The 15,599-nt window shown below is 67.5% G+C and carries 14 protein-coding genes and 2 pseudogenes; 6 read left to right on the forward strand and 10 right to left on the reverse strand.

The features are described from left to right. Positions 1 to 253: 253 nt before the first annotated feature. From ABT130_RS16770 to ABT130_RS16785, 4 genes are all read left to right on the forward strand, one after another. Complete coding sequence (locus ABT130_RS16770; RefSeq protein ID WP_350956320.1) at positions 254 to 1,513, forward strand: LCP family protein; 1,260 nt, start codon at positions 254 to 256, stop codon at positions 1,511 to 1,513. Between the two features lie 129 nt (positions 1,514 to 1,642). Beyond that, positions 1,643 to 2,209 carry a DM13 domain-containing protein gene (locus ABT130_RS16775; RefSeq protein WP_350913975.1) on the forward strand — a complete coding sequence of 189 codons (567 nt, stop codon included), beginning with the start codon at positions 1,643 to 1,645 and terminating at the stop codon, positions 2,207 to 2,209. 15 nt (positions 2,210 to 2,224) lie between these two features. Continuing rightward, positions 2,225 to 2,830 (forward strand): TenA family protein, encoded by a 606-nt coding sequence (locus ABT130_RS16780; RefSeq protein ID WP_350956322.1) that lies wholly within the window; start codon positions 2,225 to 2,227, stop codon positions 2,828 to 2,830. Between the two features lie 239 nt (positions 2,831 to 3,069). Beyond that, positions 3,070 to 3,393, forward strand: coding sequence for a rhodanese-like domain-containing protein (locus ABT130_RS16785; RefSeq protein ID WP_350956324.1), 324 nt, complete (start codon positions 3,070 to 3,072; stop codon positions 3,391 to 3,393). A gap of 473 nt (positions 3,394 to 3,866) precedes the next feature. Here ABT130_RS16785 and ABT130_RS16790 read toward each other — a convergent pair. After that, positions 3,867 to 4,394 (reverse strand): annotated as a pseudogene (locus ABT130_RS16790) (IS701 family transposase); the annotation flags it as partial. A gap of 242 nt (positions 4,395 to 4,636) precedes the next feature. Here ABT130_RS16790 and ABT130_RS16795 point away from each other — a divergent pair. Beyond that, positions 4,637 to 4,933: pseudogene (locus ABT130_RS16795) on the forward strand (transposase); the annotation flags it as partial. Positions 4,934 to 4,966: 33 nt separating this feature from the next. Here the strand turns inward: ABT130_RS16795 and ABT130_RS16800 are convergent. From ABT130_RS16800 to ABT130_RS16840, 9 genes are read right to left on the reverse strand one after another with little or no spacing between them, the layout of a single operon-like run. Further along, positions 4,967 to 5,728, reverse strand: coding sequence for an SDR family oxidoreductase (locus tag ABT130_RS16800; RefSeq protein WP_350956326.1), 762 nt, complete (start codon positions 5,726 to 5,728; stop codon positions 4,967 to 4,969). Then, entirely contained in the window at positions 5,725 to 6,186 is a 462-nt protein-coding gene (locus tag ABT130_RS16805) for a GlcG/HbpS family heme-binding protein (protein WP_350956328.1), read from the reverse strand. The genes ABT130_RS16800 and ABT130_RS16805 overlap by 4 nt, the downstream gene beginning before the upstream one ends. Beyond that, positions 6,170 to 7,066, reverse strand: coding sequence for a ketopantoate reductase family protein (locus tag ABT130_RS16810; RefSeq protein WP_350956330.1), 897 nt, complete (start codon positions 7,064 to 7,066; stop codon positions 6,170 to 6,172). Before ABT130_RS16810 ends, ABT130_RS16805 begins: the two co-directional genes overlap by 17 nt. After that, complete coding sequence (locus ABT130_RS16815; RefSeq protein WP_350956332.1) at positions 7,063 to 8,193, reverse strand: mandelate racemase/muconate lactonizing enzyme family protein; 1,131 nt, start codon at positions 8,191 to 8,193, stop codon at positions 7,063 to 7,065. The genes ABT130_RS16810 and ABT130_RS16815 overlap by 4 nt, the downstream gene beginning before the upstream one ends. A 20-nt stretch (positions 8,194 to 8,213) precedes the next feature. After that, on the reverse strand, positions 8,214 to 8,966 hold the full coding sequence (locus tag ABT130_RS16820) for an SDR family NAD(P)-dependent oxidoreductase (protein WP_350956334.1): 753 nt from the start codon (positions 8,964 to 8,966) through the stop codon (positions 8,214 to 8,216). 34 nt (positions 8,967 to 9,000) lie between these two features. Continuing rightward, positions 9,001 to 10,137: an ABC transporter ATP-binding protein gene (locus ABT130_RS16825; protein ID WP_350956336.1), complete on the reverse strand. Its 1,137-nt coding sequence runs from the start codon at positions 10,135 to 10,137 to the stop codon at positions 9,001 to 9,003. A gap of 5 nt (positions 10,138 to 10,142) precedes the next feature. Continuing rightward, entirely contained in the window at positions 10,143 to 10,958 is an 816-nt protein-coding gene (locus ABT130_RS16830) for a carbohydrate ABC transporter permease (protein ID WP_350956338.1), read from the reverse strand. Continuing rightward, the gene (locus ABT130_RS16835; RefSeq protein WP_350956340.1) at positions 10,955 to 11,845 is read right to left on the reverse strand and encodes a carbohydrate ABC transporter permease; all 891 of its coding nucleotides are present in this window, start codon (positions 11,843 to 11,845) and stop codon (positions 10,955 to 10,957) included. The genes ABT130_RS16830 and ABT130_RS16835 overlap by 4 nt, the downstream gene beginning before the upstream one ends. Further along, positions 11,842 to 13,158, reverse strand: coding sequence for an ABC transporter substrate-binding protein (locus ABT130_RS16840; protein ID WP_350956342.1), 1,317 nt, complete (start codon positions 13,156 to 13,158; stop codon positions 11,842 to 11,844). The genes ABT130_RS16835 and ABT130_RS16840 overlap by 4 nt, the downstream gene beginning before the upstream one ends. Positions 13,159 to 13,346: 188 nt before the next feature. On the opposite strand from ABT130_RS16840, the gene ABT130_RS16845 reads away from it, so the two are divergent. After that, positions 13,347 to 15,548, forward strand: coding sequence for a BNR-4 repeat-containing protein (locus tag ABT130_RS16845; RefSeq protein WP_350956344.1), 2,202 nt, complete (start codon positions 13,347 to 13,349; stop codon positions 15,546 to 15,548). The last annotated feature ends 51 nt before the right edge of the window (positions 15,549 to 15,599 follow it).

Here is a 15,599-nt window from a genome sequence, read left to right on the forward strand (position 1 = left end):
GCACGGGCAGGTACTCCACGAGTCCGGAGTGGACACGATCATCCTTTCGAGCAGAGGTAGTTCTCTACCGTAACGATCCGGGTAGGGGTTGATGTTTCCGGATCAGCAGACGATCGCATTGTCGGTGGCTAACAACCTGTCTGAGTACATTTACATAGGGAAACCTTGGGGACCCTGCGGCATGCGCGTGAGCCGCGACGTAGCGTCGATAATGACGTTTTCACCATGAGATCAAGAAGTGGCGGGACACGACGTGGCTGACTGGCCCGAAGACGACGATCGCACTCGCGCGCTGCGGTCGCCCACGCCGGGGCCCGCGCCGCAGCGAGCGGCCGGGCAGCCCGCCCACCCCCTGCCGGGCGGGCCGGCGGGGTCCACCCGACGGGGGGCGTCCGCGGGTGAGGAGGTGCCGCCCCCCCGGGGAGGCTCGCGGGTGTACGGCAAGGCCAGGTCGGGCTCCAGCCCGGTCAGACCGCTGAACGCCTCCTCCGACGGCTCCCGCGTCGGCTCCGGCGGCCCGGGTGGCGGCGGGCCGCGGTTGTCGGGCTGGCGCCCGAAGCGTCCAGGCAGGCTGATCGTGCGGATCCTCGCCGGGCTGCTCGTCGTGCTGCTGGTCGTGGCCATCGGCGGATATTTCATGATCAACTCCCGGTTGACCAGGATCGAGGCGCTCACCGACTACGAGGGCCGGCCCGCCGACACCCCCGGCACCAACTGGCTGCTGGTCGGCTCCGACAGCCGGGAGGGCCTGACCGCGGCACAGCGTAAGAAGCTCGCCACGGGCAAGGCCGTGGGCCGCAGGACCGACACGATGATGCTGCTGCACATCCCCGACGGTGACGGCCGCCCGACCCTGGTCAGCCTGCCGCGTGACTCCTACGTGCCGATCGACGGCCACGGCAGCGACAAGCTCAACGCCGCCTACGCCTTCCAGGACGGCGGCCCCAAGTTGCTCGCCAAGACCGTGGAGAAGGTGACCGGGTTGCGGCTCGACCACTACATGGAGATCGGCTTCGGCGGCTTCGTGGGCATCGTCGACGCCATCGGCGGGGTCGAGATCGACGTCAAGCAGGCCATCAAGGACCCCAAGGCCGGGATCAACCTGAAGAAGGGGCTCCAGCTCATGGACGGCGGGACGGCCCTCGGCTACGTCCGTACCCGTGCCACCGGCACCATCCCGGACTTCGACCGGACCCAGCGCCAGCGGCAGTTCTTCTCCGCGGTGGTGAAGAAGGCGGCCAGCCCCGGGGTCCTGATCAACCCCTTCACCTCCGTGCCGCTCGCGCTGAGCGCCGCCGACTCGGTGTCCGTGGGCGAGGAGACCGGCGCCTTCGACCTGCTCTCCCTCGGTCTCGCCATGGGTGACAACCCGGTCACCACCGTCGTCCCGGTCGGCTCCCTGCCCACCATCAACGGTCAGGCGGTCGTCAAGTGGGATCGGGAGAAGGCGCTGCGCCTGTTCGACGCGCTGGCCGAGGACAAGCCCGTCCCCAAGGACGTCCTCGCCAAGTAGGGCCGCTGCCCCCGCCGTGGTCGTAAGCACTCCGTAAGCGGCGCGCGACCACGGCACCGGTAGCGTCGATCCCGAGGCCGGTCTCGGCCTCGAGGACCAGAGCCGGGGCCCCCACGCCGGAGGTATTCGATGAGGATCAAAAGACTGCTCCGACACCCCGCCACGTGGGGCGTTCTGGCAGTCGGTACCGTCGTGCTCGGCGTCGCCCTCTACCTGTTCCAGCCCTGGCGCCTGTTCACCACGGTCGAGGTGAACGAGGCGTTGCCGGCCGTGGCCGTGACCTCCGGGCCGGAGGCGACCCCGGTGGTGGAAGACGGGGCGAGCGAGCCCGCCAAGGCACCCGAGGGGCCGAAAAACCTGGCCAAGGGCACGTTCATCTCCCACGAGCACGAGACCACGGGCAAGGCGAGGGTGCTGGAGCTCCCGGATGGGAGCCGGGTCCTGCGGATCGAGGACCTGGACACCTCCGACGGCCCGGATCTGCGGGTCTGGCTGAGTGACCAGCCCGTCAAGGAGGGCAGGGCCGGATGGTTCAACCTGGACGACGGCAAGCACCTCGAACTCGGCGAGCTGAAGGGCAACCGGGGTAACGCCAACTACGCCATCCCCGCGGGGGCCGACCTCGACAGCCTGAAGAGCGTCACCATCTGGTGCAAGCGCTTCGGCGTCTCCTTCGGCGCCGCCGCCCTCACCTGACACAATGCCCGGATTATGAGTGTTTCCAAGGAACTGCATGCCATTGGCCGCCCGCTCGTCGAGGTGCAGCTCGCGCACCCGACGGTGGTCGGCATCGCGCGAGGGGACCTGCCCGAGCCGGTGTTCCGGTCCTGGCTGGAGCAGGACTACCTGTTCCTGCTCGACTACGTCCGGGTTTTCTCGCGACTCGCCTGGCAGGCCCCTGACGGGCACCTGGGCGACCTGGTGGATCTGGCCCACGCCACGTTCCACGAGGAGTTGAACCTGCACCGTTCACTGTCCGCGGAGTTCGGCGCCGATCTCGGCGGGGTGCGAAAGGGGCCTGCCTGTGCGGCCTACACCTCCTTCCTGCTCGACTCCGCGGCCGTCTACGCCGACGGCCTGGCCGCGCTCTACCCCTGCATGTGGGGTTACTCCACGCTCGGCCGGGCCTTGGCCGAGAACCCGCCCGACGAGCCGCGATACCGTGCCTGGGTCGACACCTACGCCCACCCGGCCTTCGCCGAGCTGACCGAGCGCATCGCCGTGATGATCGACGAGGCGGCACCCGATCCCGGCAGGGCGGGAAAGCTGTTCACCGAGGGAATGGCCCACGAACTCGCCTTCTGGGACGTGCCCTGAGCCCGTCCTCTCGTGGCCGGCTTTCGTCTTTCCCGGCCTCCTGACCTCCCTCGCCTTCGGCTCCGCTCTCCTTGGCGGCGGTCTCGCCGGTCCTTCGGCCGCGGGGCGCCGAAGGTTGGCCGATCCAGTCGGTCAGTTGTGGTGAATTAGCTCACTATCAGGGGAAATTGAGAGTCCGGATGAGGGCGTCCGAGAGGCTTTGTGCACCCATCAGGTGTGGGAGTTGGAACAATGGGCGCATGAGTGTTCCTGAGGTCGAGGCACGGGCCGTGCCGGATGACGCGTTCCTGCTCGACGTACGCGAGAACGACGAGTGGCGTGCCGGGCACGCGCCGGGAGCCGTCCACATCCCGCTGGGTGAGCTGCAGTCCCGGGTCGACGAGGTGCCCAAGGACGCGCCCGTCTACGTGATCTGCCGGGTCGGCGGCCGTTCCGCCAACGCCGCCGCCTGGCTCAACCACGTGGGCCGGGACGCGATCAACGTCGGCGGCGGTATGCAGTCCTGGGAGATGGCGGGGCGTTCGATGGTCGCCGAGAGCGGTCAGGACCCGTTCGTGGCCTGAGTGGCCTGAGTGGCCTGAGCGGTCTCAGTGGCTCGGGGGCCTGAGTCGACGTCCATCGAGGAGGCGGTCCTTGCCAAGAAAGGAATAAATGGCATAAACGGCGCGAATTATCTACCGCGGGAGCTCGGGCGTGACCGGGCTGAGAGGGCGGAACCACGCAGAGGGTCGCACAGACCCTCTAACGCGCCGCCGACCGCATGAACCTGTCCGGACAGTGCCGTCACGGCCCATCGCGTGGCCCCTGTGCAGGTCAGAGGCCACCTACAGGTGGCGTAGGTGACCCCTTTGTCGTCCGTACAGCTACGAAGTACAGCAGTAGCCTGGCTGAGAACCCGCTAGTAGTACTTCGTTAGGTTGTTCGGGTGGGTGGTGTTCTGGCCGTACTGCGGCGGGTATGTCGCGGTGGCAGGTGGGGCACGCGCCGGTCCATGCGCGGATGAGGTCCTGGAGCGCGGCCAGGACTTGGTAGAAGGTCAGGCCGGCGCTGGGGCTTTTGGGTCCAGGCGCCGGAGCGTGAGGAAGGCATGAGCGGCGGTGACCAGGGTGGCGTGGTGATGCCAGCCCCGCCAGGTACGGCCCTCGAAGTGGTCCAGGCCCAGACCGTGTTTCATCTCCCGGTAGTCGTGCTCGATACGCCAGCGCATTTTGGCCAGGCGCTCGGCCAGGCCGTGGCGAAACGCGGTGATCTGGCCGTAGCCGGCGTCGGCGACGATCACCTTCGGGGCCAGGCCCCAGCCGATCGCCTCGTCGATCAGATCCAGGGCCAGCCGCCACTTCTCCCGGTGCCTCACCTCATCCGGTATCCCGGCCCTGGAGCGGCGTCCGGCGTCCTCGTCCCACTCCTTGGGCAGGAACAGCCGCCAGGAGATCGGCACGGACGCGGTGTCACAGGCGGCGTGCAGGCTGACCGCGACCTGGCAGTTGGCCCGCTTGCCCAGCGCCTCGCACCACTGGCGGGCCACCCCCGCCGACATCTTCCCGTCCTTGGGAAAGGACACATCGGCCGGCACGGCGTCGAAGGCCGCGGTGAACTTCGCGTCCCGGTCACCTATCAGGAATCTGGCGGTGCTCCCGGCTTCCTGCAGGTCCATCACGAGATTGCGGCCGAGCGGGCAGTGATCATCGTGCGGTAGGCCAAGCGCAGCACCACAACCGAGCATCATGGCCGCTCACCGGCGCAGCGCTCGGGACACCCGCCGGGCCGAGATCGCCCATCATGCCTATGACCTGTGCGGATGAATATTCGGCATCCGCACTGTCCGCGGCGGTGATCACCAGGTTGACCGAGCAGTGGAAGGCCGAGCAGCGCGCCTTCGCCGGCCGGGGCCTGTCGGAGGCGGACTACGTCTACCTCTAGGCCGATGGCATCCACGTCAACGTCCGGCTGGAAGAGCAGCGGTTGTGCCTGCTGGTGATGATCGGGGTGCGCGCCGACGGCCGCAAGGAGCTGATCGCGCTGACCGACGGCTACCGCGAGTCCACGGAGTCGTGGGCGGACCTGCTGCGAGATTGCGCCCGGCGGGGGATGCGTGCGCCGGTGACCTTGGAGTGGTGGGACCGACCGGGTTGTCTGTCAGTAGACGGCCCGTCCACCGCTGAGGTCGTACACGAACCCGGTCGTGAAACCGGCGGCCGGAGAAACTGCCCAGGCGATCGCCTCAGCGATCTCGTCGAGAGTCCCGCAACGGCGCATCGGGATCCGGGAGGTCATGTAGTCGACCTGGCTGGCAGGCATGGCGTCGACCATCTGAGTCCTGATCACCGCGGGAGCGATCGTGTTGATCGTCACGCCAGTTTCGGCGTACTCCTTGGCCATCGCCTTGACCATGCCGATGAGGCCGGCTTTGGATGCCGAGTAGGACACCATGCCAGCATTGCCTTCCTTGCCGGCGATCGATGCCACGTGCAGGATTCTGCCGTAACCGTGCCGTGTCATGTGGGGCAGAACGGCTTGGGAGAGCACGAACGCGCCACGGAGATTCACATCGAGAACGCGGTCGAAATCCTTGACGTCGATCTCGTGGCTCGGCGCGCCGGTGACACCGGTGACACCTGCGCAATTCACCATGGCTTGCAGGGGTTGGCCGTCGCTGAGCAGCGTCGCGATCTCATCCTGCATACGCAGGTCGTCGGTGATGTCGAATTCCACCGCCTTCGCGCCAGGCAGGTTCGCGGCCGTAGCCGCCGCCCGCGGGGCGTCGCGGTCGGCGCAGATCACCTGGGCTCCGCGGGCGGCAAGCAACTCCGCCGTTGCCCGGCCGATACCGGCTGCGGCGCCGACGACCAGGACCCGCTGGCCCGAAACATCGACGCCCGCGTACGGGTTCGAGGTCATACATTGCTCCGTTCACGAAGTTCGATTGCCTCAAGACCGGCTTTCGCCAGCTGGAGATCCTGGTCCTGACGGGCCCCGCTCACGCCGAGGCCGCCGATCAACGCGCCCGTGTGGTCCTTGATCGGTAGTCCGCCGCCGAAGAGGACGAGGCCGGGAATGCTGGTCGTCGCCTGGTGGCGGAGGTCGTTGTCGTCGCGCAGCAGGTCAGCCCACTGATGGGTGGCGCGACCTGTGGACGACGCCGTCCTGGCCTTGCCGAGCGAAAGCTCGACGCTGATCAGCGACGCACCGTCCATCCGGTGGAAGGCGCGCAGGACCGCGGCCTCGTCCACCACTGCGGTCGTGACGTGCACCCCCGCCTCTGCGGCAGCCCGCCGCACGGCTGTCACGGCAGCGTCCACCTGAGCGCATGTCAGGCGTCCGCGGTATCCCGCCTGTGGGTCAGCCACCGATCTCACTCCTAGCTGTCAACGCGTGGACCACGAGTTCGTTCAAGGGCGTCGGGACGCCGACCTCGGCGCCCGTGTCGACGACCGTCTGGTTGAGGGCCGCGAGCTCCAGCGGGCGGCCGGCGAGCGTGTCGTCGAGCATCGAGGTGCGGTGATCCGGCGATCGCGACCGTGCGCTGAGCACGATCCGCTCGGAAAGGTCCTCCGGCAGTGCCACACCGCGAGCTCGGCCGACCGCGACCGCCTCGTCCGCAAGGCCGCGGACGAGGCCGGAAACAGCGGGATGTTCTGTGATGCCGAGCGGTGCGCGGAACAACGCCGTCACCGCGCCAGTGCCGACGTTCAAGCAGAACTTCTCCCATCGCAGCCTGCGGAACTGCGTCGTGGGCACGACTTGGAGCGCGTCACCTGACAGGACCATTGCGACATGACGGCCACCGTCGTCGTCGGGGACGTAGATGAGGTCACCCCCACGATGCACCACCCACCCGGGAGCGCGCAGACCGGCGCCGACATGAAGCACGGACGGCACCACCCTGGGCCGACCGCAACCCGGCTCCTCAGGCAATTCGGCGACGACGGGTTGGTGATCGATACCGTTCTGCGCCACGAGAACCGTCGTCGCCGGTGTGACCGCGGCATGGAGCCAGTGCCTGACGCCGTGAACCTGGTGCGTCTTAGTCGCCACTACCACGACCTCGGCCGACGCGACATCGGCGACCCGCGTCACGACCCGCACGTCCAGCGTGCGTACGACGCCGTCACATTCGAGCCGTATCGCGTCGATCTCCGAACGCGCGCACACCACGACCTCGTGGCCCGCGTCGGCGGCCCTTCCCGCCAGGTAGCCGCCGATCGCCCCTGCGCCGATCACGACCACGCGCGTCACGGCACCACGCCCGCCGGCGCATCCGTTGTCCGTACCGAGCCCGAAACGGTGTGGCTGTCGAGGAACTCCTCATCCAGGCGAGCGCCGATTCCCGGTTCGGCCGACACCCGAAGGCCTACGCCGGGTACCAGCTCCGGGAGGACGACACCGACGTCGTACTGTCCGTACGGCACGAGAAGCTCGATGTGGCCGAGTTCCGGCCGCGCCGCCACGAGCTGGATGTTGGCCGCGTTCATGGTGGCGCTCGCCCCATGATGCATGATGAGCCGTTGCCCGAGCCTGGCGGCATCGTCGGCGACTGCCAGCGCGCCCGTCAGGCCGCCCTTCCAGTAGCAGTCGATCAGCAACAGTTCGGCCAGGCCCTGCTCCATGGCCCAGCGCGCCGCGCCGGGGCCACCGGGCGCGGTTTCGAAGGCCGCCAAGGGAATGCTGCATCGCTCGGCGAGCCATCGGTAGGAGTCGACGTCGAAGGGCTCGAACGGCTCTTCGAACCATGTGAACTGGAGTTCGGCCAGCAGCGTCGCCAGATGTTCTGCGGCGTCCCTGTCGAGGCGTCGCGTGGCGTCGAACATCAGCGGCGTGGCGGCCGGGAGCTCCGCACGGAGCTTCCCGCACACCTCGAGGTCGTGATCATGGCGGGCCGTGGAGTGCACCTTCAGAGCGGAGAACCCCGCGGCCAGCGTCGCCTCGGCCGACCGCAGAGCGTCGGCCGAGCTGTCGAAGTGCGGGAGGCTGGCGTACACCGGCACCGTGCCGGCTGGCCTGTCGCAGAGGAGCGCGGCCACCGGCAGTCCCCTCGACTTCCCCAGGAGATCCCACAGGGCGGTGTCCAGCGCGCTCACCGCGAAGACCGGCACGTACTGCGCCAGATGGATGTGCATCATCGACGACCACAGCGTCTTCACGTCGTCCTGGTCGTCGATCCGCCGCCCGATGATCAGGGGCGCGAGCACGTGCAGGACCGCGTCGGCGATCGGCGCGTAGGACAGGCCCTGGTGCGACCTCGCGATGGACGTGCCCACACTGCCGTCGTCCGACTCGACCGTGACCAGGCAGGCCTCCTCCTGCGCGCCCCACCGCGTACGATGCAGCGGGCCCGCCGGATAGGCAATCCCCCGCGTCGTCACCCTCCTGATGGTCGTCATCGTCAGCGCCGGCAGCCGTCGGCCGACATCACGGCCCCGGTGACATAGCGAGGGGCGTCGGTCAGCAAGTAGGCGACGAATCCCGCCACCTCGTCGGGCTCGCCGTAGCGCCCCACGGCGGACGCGTCCGCGAGGCGCTGGCGGAAGGCTTCTGGGTCGTCCATGCCGGACTCCGAAATGCGCATCAGCTTGCCGTCGAGCGGCCCGGGGCAGAGGGTGTTCACCCGGACTCCCCGCGAGCTGTACTCCAGGGCGCACGCACGCGACAGCTGGATAACCCCGGCCTTGGACGCCGCATACGCCCCTCTGCGCTCGTTCGACTTCAGACCCGCCTCCGATGCCGTGTTGAGCACCCATCCGTCCTCGTTGGCCGCGATGACGGGCAATGTGTGCTTGAGCACGAGGAAGATCCCGATGAGGTTGACCTCGATGGTCTGCCGGAAGCTCTCCAGCGGGTGATCGGCGATGGGGAAGGTGCCACCCGAGATCCCGGCATTGTTGAACAGCGCCGTGATGTGGCCGAACCGGTCGACCCCGTGAGCGACCAACGCCGCCACGGAATCCTCGTCGGTGACATCCGTCGGTACGGCCAGCGCCGCGCCTCCAGCGGCACTGAGTTCGTGCTCGAGCTTCTCCAGAGCCTCGGCGTCGAGGTCGGCCAGGATGAGGGCGTCGCCGTTCGCGCTGAGGCGGCGTGCGACAGCCGAGCCGAGGTCTCCCGCGGCACCGGTGATGAGCGTGACACGTTCCGACATTCCATACCTCCGTGTGGGGTCAGGGTTGAGCGGGTCAGGGGGCGGGCACGTGCGCGTGCCTGGGCGAGCCCGCCAGCGCCGTCCCGGTGTCGGCGTCGAAGATCCGGATGTGCGCGCTGTCGGTGACCTTCAGCGTGACCTCGTCGCCGGGCCGTACGCCCACCACAGGTGGAACGCTCGCCGTCACGGTCTGGTCGTTGACGACGACCCTCAGCAGCGAGCGTGAGCCGAGCAGCTCGACAGAACGGACCGTGCCGGTGATTCCGTCGTCACCGATCGCGCCGATGGCGAGGTTCTCCGGTCTCACACCGAGCACCGCGCGTTCGACGCCGGTGGGCGCCGGCTCATCGACGCCGACGCGGACGCTGTCGGCCACGAACAGGCACTCACGTTCGAGATGGCCGGTCAGGAGGTTCATGCCCGGCTCGCCGAGGAATCTGGCCACGAACGTGTTGGCCGGATTGTTGTAGCAGTCCAGGGGCGTGCCCACTTGCTGGGCGACCCCGCCGTTCATGACCACGACCAGGTCCGACAGGACCATCGCCTCCGCCTGGTCGTGCGTGACGTAGACCATGGTCGCCGCGAGTCGTTCGTGCAGGTCCTTGAGTTCTGATCGCATCTCGAGCCGGAGCTGGACATCGAGGTTGGACAGCGGCTCGTCGAGCAGGAACGCAGCCGGCTGCCTGACCGTCGCACGTCCAAGGGCCACGCGTTGCCGCTGTCCGCCGCTGAGTTCGCGAGGGTACCGGTCGAGTAGCTGGTCGAGCCCGAGCACGGAGCTCGCGTAGCGCACGCGTTCTTCCACCTCGACCTTCGACGTACGGCGGCGCTTGGCCCGCAGGGGAAAGGCGATGTTCTCCCACACCGTGTAGTGCGGGTAGAGCGCATAGCTCTGGAAGACCATGGCGATGTCGCGATCCTGGGGCGGCACCTCCGACACCGGGCGTCCGCCGATCTCGATCGTGCCGCTGGTCGCGCGCTCGAGCCCGGCGATCATGTGCAGAGACGTGCTCTTCCCGCATCCGGACGGCCCGAGAAGCGTGACGAACTGACCTGCTTCGATCTGCAGGTCGAGGGCATCGACCGCGACGACATCGCCGAACTTCTTGGTCAGCTTGCTCAGCTTGATTCCCGCGGCCCTGTTGGTCGGGTAAGCGCTACGGTCTGTCACTGTCATCATCCCTTGATCGCGCCGGAGAGAAAGCCTCCGACCAGATAGCGTCTGAACACGATGAAGAGCACGACAGGCGGGATGGTCGCGATGACCACCCCGGCCATGAGCGGCCCCCATTCCCGGCCGTGGAATCCCTGGAAGAAGGTCAACGCCACCGGCATCGTCCGCAACGTGGGCGATGAGGTCATCGTCGCCGCGGTGATGTAGTCGTTCCAGGCGACGAGGAACGCGTAGGCGCCGGCCGCGATCAACGCCGGTTTGGCGCCGGGAATCACGATCTTGCGTGCGGCCTCCCAGCGGGAGTAGCCGTCGACCGTCGCGGCCTGCTCCAGTTCGATCGGCAGCGCGTCGAACTGCGTCTTGGTCACCCAGACCACCATCGGGATCACGTGGGCGATGTAGAGGATCGGCAGTGTCACCACGGAGTCGAGCAGCCCGATCCGGTCGAACAGGAGTTGGGTGGGCAGAAGCAGCGAGTACGCGGGAATCGTCATCGCCGCGACGAAGAACACCAGGAGGAAGCGCGACCCTCTGAACCGGAATCGGGACATCGCATATCCGGCCGCCGCGCCCCCGGCCAAGGCCAGGAACACGGTGGCGAGGGAGTTCACAATGCTGTTGAGGAGGTTCTGCATGACCCCCTCGCGCCCGAGCCGTGCGTAGTGGTCGAGCGTGGCCGGATCGGGCAGGAGCGCGGGCGGCGCCGAGAGGATCTGCCCGGGTTGCTTGAGCGAGGTCGCCAGGGACCACACCAGCGGGCCCACCACCAGGGCCAGGACCAGTCCCAGCAACGCCACGAAGAGGAATCGCCGACTCATCGCTTTGTCCTCTCCACACCGAGGATTCGCACGTACGCGAGGATCAACAGCATGTTGATCACGAACATCAGCACCGCGATGGCGTTGCCGTAACTCTGGTTGCTCTCCTCGAAACCGATCTCGTAGAGCAGGTACGACAGGGTCGTCGTGCCCTTGATCGGTCCGCCTTCCGTGAGTCCGATGATGACCTGGACCTCGTTGAAGTAGCTGATGGTCAGCGTCGCCACGACGATCAGGATCGACGGCTTGAGCAGGGGCAGCGTGATGCGCAGGAACTGCTCCCATGCGCTGTGCCCGTCGACCGACGCGGCTCGGTACAGGTCCGCTGGGATCTGCGCGAGCCCGGCGAGCAGGAGGATCGCGCCGAAGGCGAAGGTGCGCCACACGGCCACCCCGACCAGCGCCGCGGGTGCTCCCAGATTGTCAGAGAGCAACGCCACAGGACCCAAGCCGATGAACTGCAGGATTCCTGCCAGCAGCCCGCCCTCGAATGGGGCGAGGATCCATTTCCACAGGATGGCGACGACCAACGGGCTCATCGCCCACGGAATGAGAAACAGCGTCATGATGAGCCGGCCCGTCCCGCCCATCCTGTTGATCACCAACGCCGTGACCAGGGCGGCCAGCACCCCGAGGATGAGTGCGGCGAACGTGAACTGCAGCGAGACTCCGACCGCCTTCCACGTGGCCGGATTTCCGAACAGCTCGGCGTAGTTGTCCATGCCCACGAAGCCGCGGTCGTTGAAGAAGACCATGTCGCGCAGGCTCGTGTAGAACGCCGCGAGCCCAGGGATCAGGTTGGTTGCGATGATCAGCAGCGCCGCAGGGCCTACCAGCACGTAGGGCGCTCGGGCGGCCCGCCGCCGAGGAGCCGGGACGGCACTCATTTACCCCAGCCCAACTCGGATTGCGCGTCCTTCAGGATCGTCTTGACGTCGTCCTTCGTGCCGATGAGCCGCTGGACGGCGCCGTTGAGCACGTTGGCGAGTTTGGTGACGTCCTCGATGCGCTGCGGCAGCACGCGTGCGCCGTCAGCCTCGATGATCTTGACGAAGTCGGTGATGACCTCGCCCTTGTCGGTGGAGAAGAAGGGATCCTTCAGCACGGACCGGCGGTCCGGGACCTGCCCCGCCTTCTTCGCCCAGGCGAGTGAGGCTTCCTTGCTGTAGAGATGCTCGACGAAGGCCGCGGCAGTGTCGAGGTTGTCCGACTTCGCCGATAGCCCGATGTTCCAGTACGGCCCGAGCAGCGCGCTGGGCGATTCGGAGTCGAAGCTGGGCCACGCGCCGACCTTCAGCGTCGCGGGATCGTAGCCCGCGGCCGAGTCGACGTAGGCGGAGTAGCGCGGCCCGAAGGCCATGGCGATGGCGTAGCGCCCGGAGGCGAACTGGTCCTGGATGTCCTGCCCGGTCGCGGTGATGGTGTCGCCGGCGACGGCCCCGGAGGTGGCCAGCGCGCGGATGGTCTCCGCGACCCGCACCGACTGCGGCCCGAGCAGGTCGAAGCGGCCGGTCTCCTTGTCGAAGGCCTCCTCCTTGAAGCCGTTGAGCAGCATCAGGAACGGAGTCACACCCGTGTCGTTCGCGGGCAGGCCCAGGCCGAACCGCGAGTCCTTGGTCAGCTCCTTGACCGCCGCGGAGAAGGCGCTCCATCCCAGGGGCGGCGCGTCGAGCCCCGCGGCCTTCAGGACGTCCTGACGGTAGAAGAGCACCTGCGCGGGGGTGGGCCAGATGGGGAGCGCCACCCTGCGGCCGTCGAAGACCGCCTTCTGGGCGAACACCTCGAACAGGTCGGGGAGCGCCTGGCCGGTGAACTCCTTGCTCAGGTGCTTGTTGAGGTCGGCGAGCACGCCCGCCTCGTCCAGCAGGTGAAGGAAGGAGTCACGCGCCCAGATCACATCGGGCGCGTCGCCCCTTTGGGACGCGGTCATGAACTTGGCCTCGAGCTCTTCGAACGGCTGGGCCTCGACCCGGACGTCCACGCCCTTGTGCGCGGATTCGAACTCGGCGATGAGCTCGTTGAGCACGACCTCGCGCGGCGAGGTGCCTTCCGAGCTGAGAAACGTCCACACCCGGATCACGTTGCCGCCGGATTGCCTGGAGGAGCCCCCACCGCATGCGGCGAGACTCCCTGCGAGCATCACCGCCGCGGCCACCTGCCCGAGCCGGCGTAGGCGACTCGCACCTGCCCATCGATTCACTGCCTGGCTCCTCCCGGATCACGCTATGTTCAGATGCATGAACTAGCGATCGGATTTCTGAACGCTAGTTCGGCGCCGTCTGCACTGTCAACCACTCAGCCGAAACAAAAGCGACATCTGGTCACGCTGATTCGCGGCTGTTAACGTATATGTGAATACAAGTTCATATACATGAACCTGGAGAGGTCATGGGACTGTTACGTTCGTTCGCGCTCATCACCACGGCAATCACCCTGGTGGCCCTGTCCGGCGGGCCGGCCCAGGCAGATGGCCAACCCGCAAGGATCACGGCGGAGCGCTCCACCGTGATCGCGACCGGAACCCACGACTGGAACAACTACGGGCCCGACCAGTCGAAGGTCCTCACCGTCGGGGACTTCCAGTACGCGATCTTCTACTCCGAGGACCTGCGCCTCACGCTGTCCCGGCGGCAGGTGAGCACCGGCGAGGTACAGCTCGTGCGCTTCTCGCACCGCCTGTCGGCTCCGACCGACACCCACCACAACGCCGTCCTCGGCGTGAGCCAGGCCGACGGCCGCCTTCACCTGTCCTACGACCACCACGCGCACCCGCTCCGGTACATGCGATCCGTCGCGGGCCTGCTCACCTCGCCACCGGCGACCATCACCGCCGCCCACTTCGAGAGCCCGGGGCCCCTGGTGGCAGGGGGACCGCTGGAGCAGCAGGTGACGTATCCGCGCTTCATCCAGCATCCGGACGGCGACCTGTTCTTCATCTACCGGGTCGGGATCTCCGGGGACGGCGACACCTACCTGCACCGATACGACGGGGCGACAGGCACCTGGAGCCGGACCGGGATGCTGCTGTCGTCCGAGGGCGTCTATCCTCCGTGGGACGACTCGACGTCACGCAACGCGTACCTGTTCGACGTGCGCTTCGACGACACCGGCAGGCTGCACCTCACCTGGACCTGGCGCGAGGTCGCCAGCACGTTCGCCTCCAACCACGACGTGCACTACGCCTACAGCGACGACAACGGCCTCACCTGGCGCAACAACGCCGGAACGAAGATCGCCGACCTGCCGTCCGGCGACCCGCTGGCGCTCGCCGACCCGGCCGTCGCCGTCGCGGTGCCGGTCCACTCCAACCTGATGAACCAGGGCGTGATGACCCTGGACAACCTCCGGCAGCCGCACATCATCACCTACGTCTCCACGACGGTGCCCGCGTCCAACCTCCACTACGTACACTTCTGGCGGACGACGGACGGGCAGTGGCACCGGCAGTTCATCGACGACACCTCCGTCCGCCTACCGCCCATCAAGACGCTGACGCACAACGAGCCGATCCGGCGAGGCGACGCGTTCGTGGACGCCGGCAACAACCTGCACTTCTACGCGATCGTGTCCGGGGCCCTGTTCGGGTACGTCGCCGACGCGGCGTCAGGCTGGTCGGACTGGACCGTCTACCGGATCAGCGACGGACCGATCGGGCTGCTCGACCAGGGGCCGAAGTTCGACCGGGCCCGCTGGGAGTCGGACGGCGTCATCTCGATGATTGTCTCGCGTCCCCAGCCCGACGGCACCATGAACCTGTACGCCGAGGAGTTCAGCCTCCGGCCGGTGAGCCCGCCGGCGCTACCCGAGCTGACAGTCCGGCCCGCGGCGAGCGGCATGGAGATCCTCATCGGTGGAGCAGAACGGGCGGAGTCCTTCGTCATCGAACGCAAGGCGGGCAGCGGCCCGTTCACCACGATCACGAACGGCTACAGCGCGGGCACCATGCACCGCCGCTACCTCGACAGCACGGCGGCGCCTGGCGTGCCGTACCTGTACCGGGTGCGCGGGACCAACTCGGCCGGAACCGGCCCATACACCACGGCTGGCGGAACGCTGGGCGACGGCTGGACCGACTACACGCTCGACCTCGACTTCCGCATCGCCACCTGGTCCGCGGGGGTGGCGTTCCGGGTCAACAAGACGGCCGACACCTTCGACCAGGGCAGCTTCTACTGGTGGGCGATTCAGCCCGCGCGCAACGGAGGCGAGCTCCACCGGCTCGTCTTCGACCAGGGGAGCATCAGGCGCCTGCCGGTGCTACCGCTGCCGGATTTCGTCGAGGTCAACCGGGATCACCACCTCACGATTCAGGCCGTGGGCGACCAGATCACCACCTTGATCGACGGCATCCAGATCGACAGTGTCACAGACTCCACGCACGCGCGCGGATCGATCGGATTCCGCCACGGCTCGAGTGACGGGGACCGTACCTTCTATGACGACGTCGTGGTCAGGGCGCCGGGCGGGACGGTGCTCTTCGAGGAGCGGTTCGCCGAGCCGACACAGTTCTCCTGCGGCCAGTTGAACCTTGGCGAGCTGCTCATCGGCCCCGGCGGCAGGTGCGCCCTGCCCATTCGGTCACTCATGTGAAGTTTGGTTCGCTATCCTGAACTAGTACGTATGTGGCGATGAGATCCTGAG

It is taken from the genome of Streptosporangium sp. NPDC001681 (genome assembly GCF_040298085.1).
Lineage (GTDB): Bacteria > Actinomycetota > Actinomycetes > Streptosporangiales > Streptosporangiaceae > Streptosporangium.

What these genes read in the sequence shown, in the direction of transcription:
- ABT130_RS16830 (WP_350956338.1), bottom strand. Translation starts at nt 10,958, where the DNA reads ATGAGTCGGCGATTCCTCTTCGTGGCGTTGCTGGGACTGGTCCTGGCC.
- ABT130_RS16835 (WP_350956340.1), bottom strand. Translation starts at nt 11,845, where the DNA reads ATGAGTGCCGTCCCGGCTCCTCGGCGGCGGGCCGCCCGAGCGCCCTAC.
- ABT130_RS16845 (WP_350956344.1), top strand. Translation starts at nt 13,347, where the DNA reads ATGGGACTGTTACGTTCGTTCGCGCTCATCACCACGGCAATCACCCTG.
- ABT130_RS16775 (WP_350913975.1), top strand. Translation starts at nt 1,643, where the DNA reads ATGAGGATCAAAAGACTGCTCCGACACCCCGCCACGTGGGGCGTTCTG.
- ABT130_RS16780 (WP_350956322.1), top strand. Translation starts at nt 2,225, where the DNA reads ATGAGTGTTTCCAAGGAACTGCATGCCATTGGCCGCCCGCTCGTCGAG.
- ABT130_RS16785 (WP_350956324.1), top strand. Translation starts at nt 3,070, where the DNA reads ATGAGTGTTCCTGAGGTCGAGGCACGGGCCGTGCCGGATGACGCGTTC.
- ABT130_RS16820 (WP_350956334.1), bottom strand. Translation starts at nt 8,966, where the DNA reads ATGTCGGAACGTGTCACGCTCATCACCGGTGCCGCGGGAGACCTCGGC.
- ABT130_RS16800 (WP_350956326.1), bottom strand. Translation starts at nt 5,728, where the DNA reads ATGACCTCGAACCCGTACGCGGGCGTCGATGTTTCGGGCCAGCGGGTC.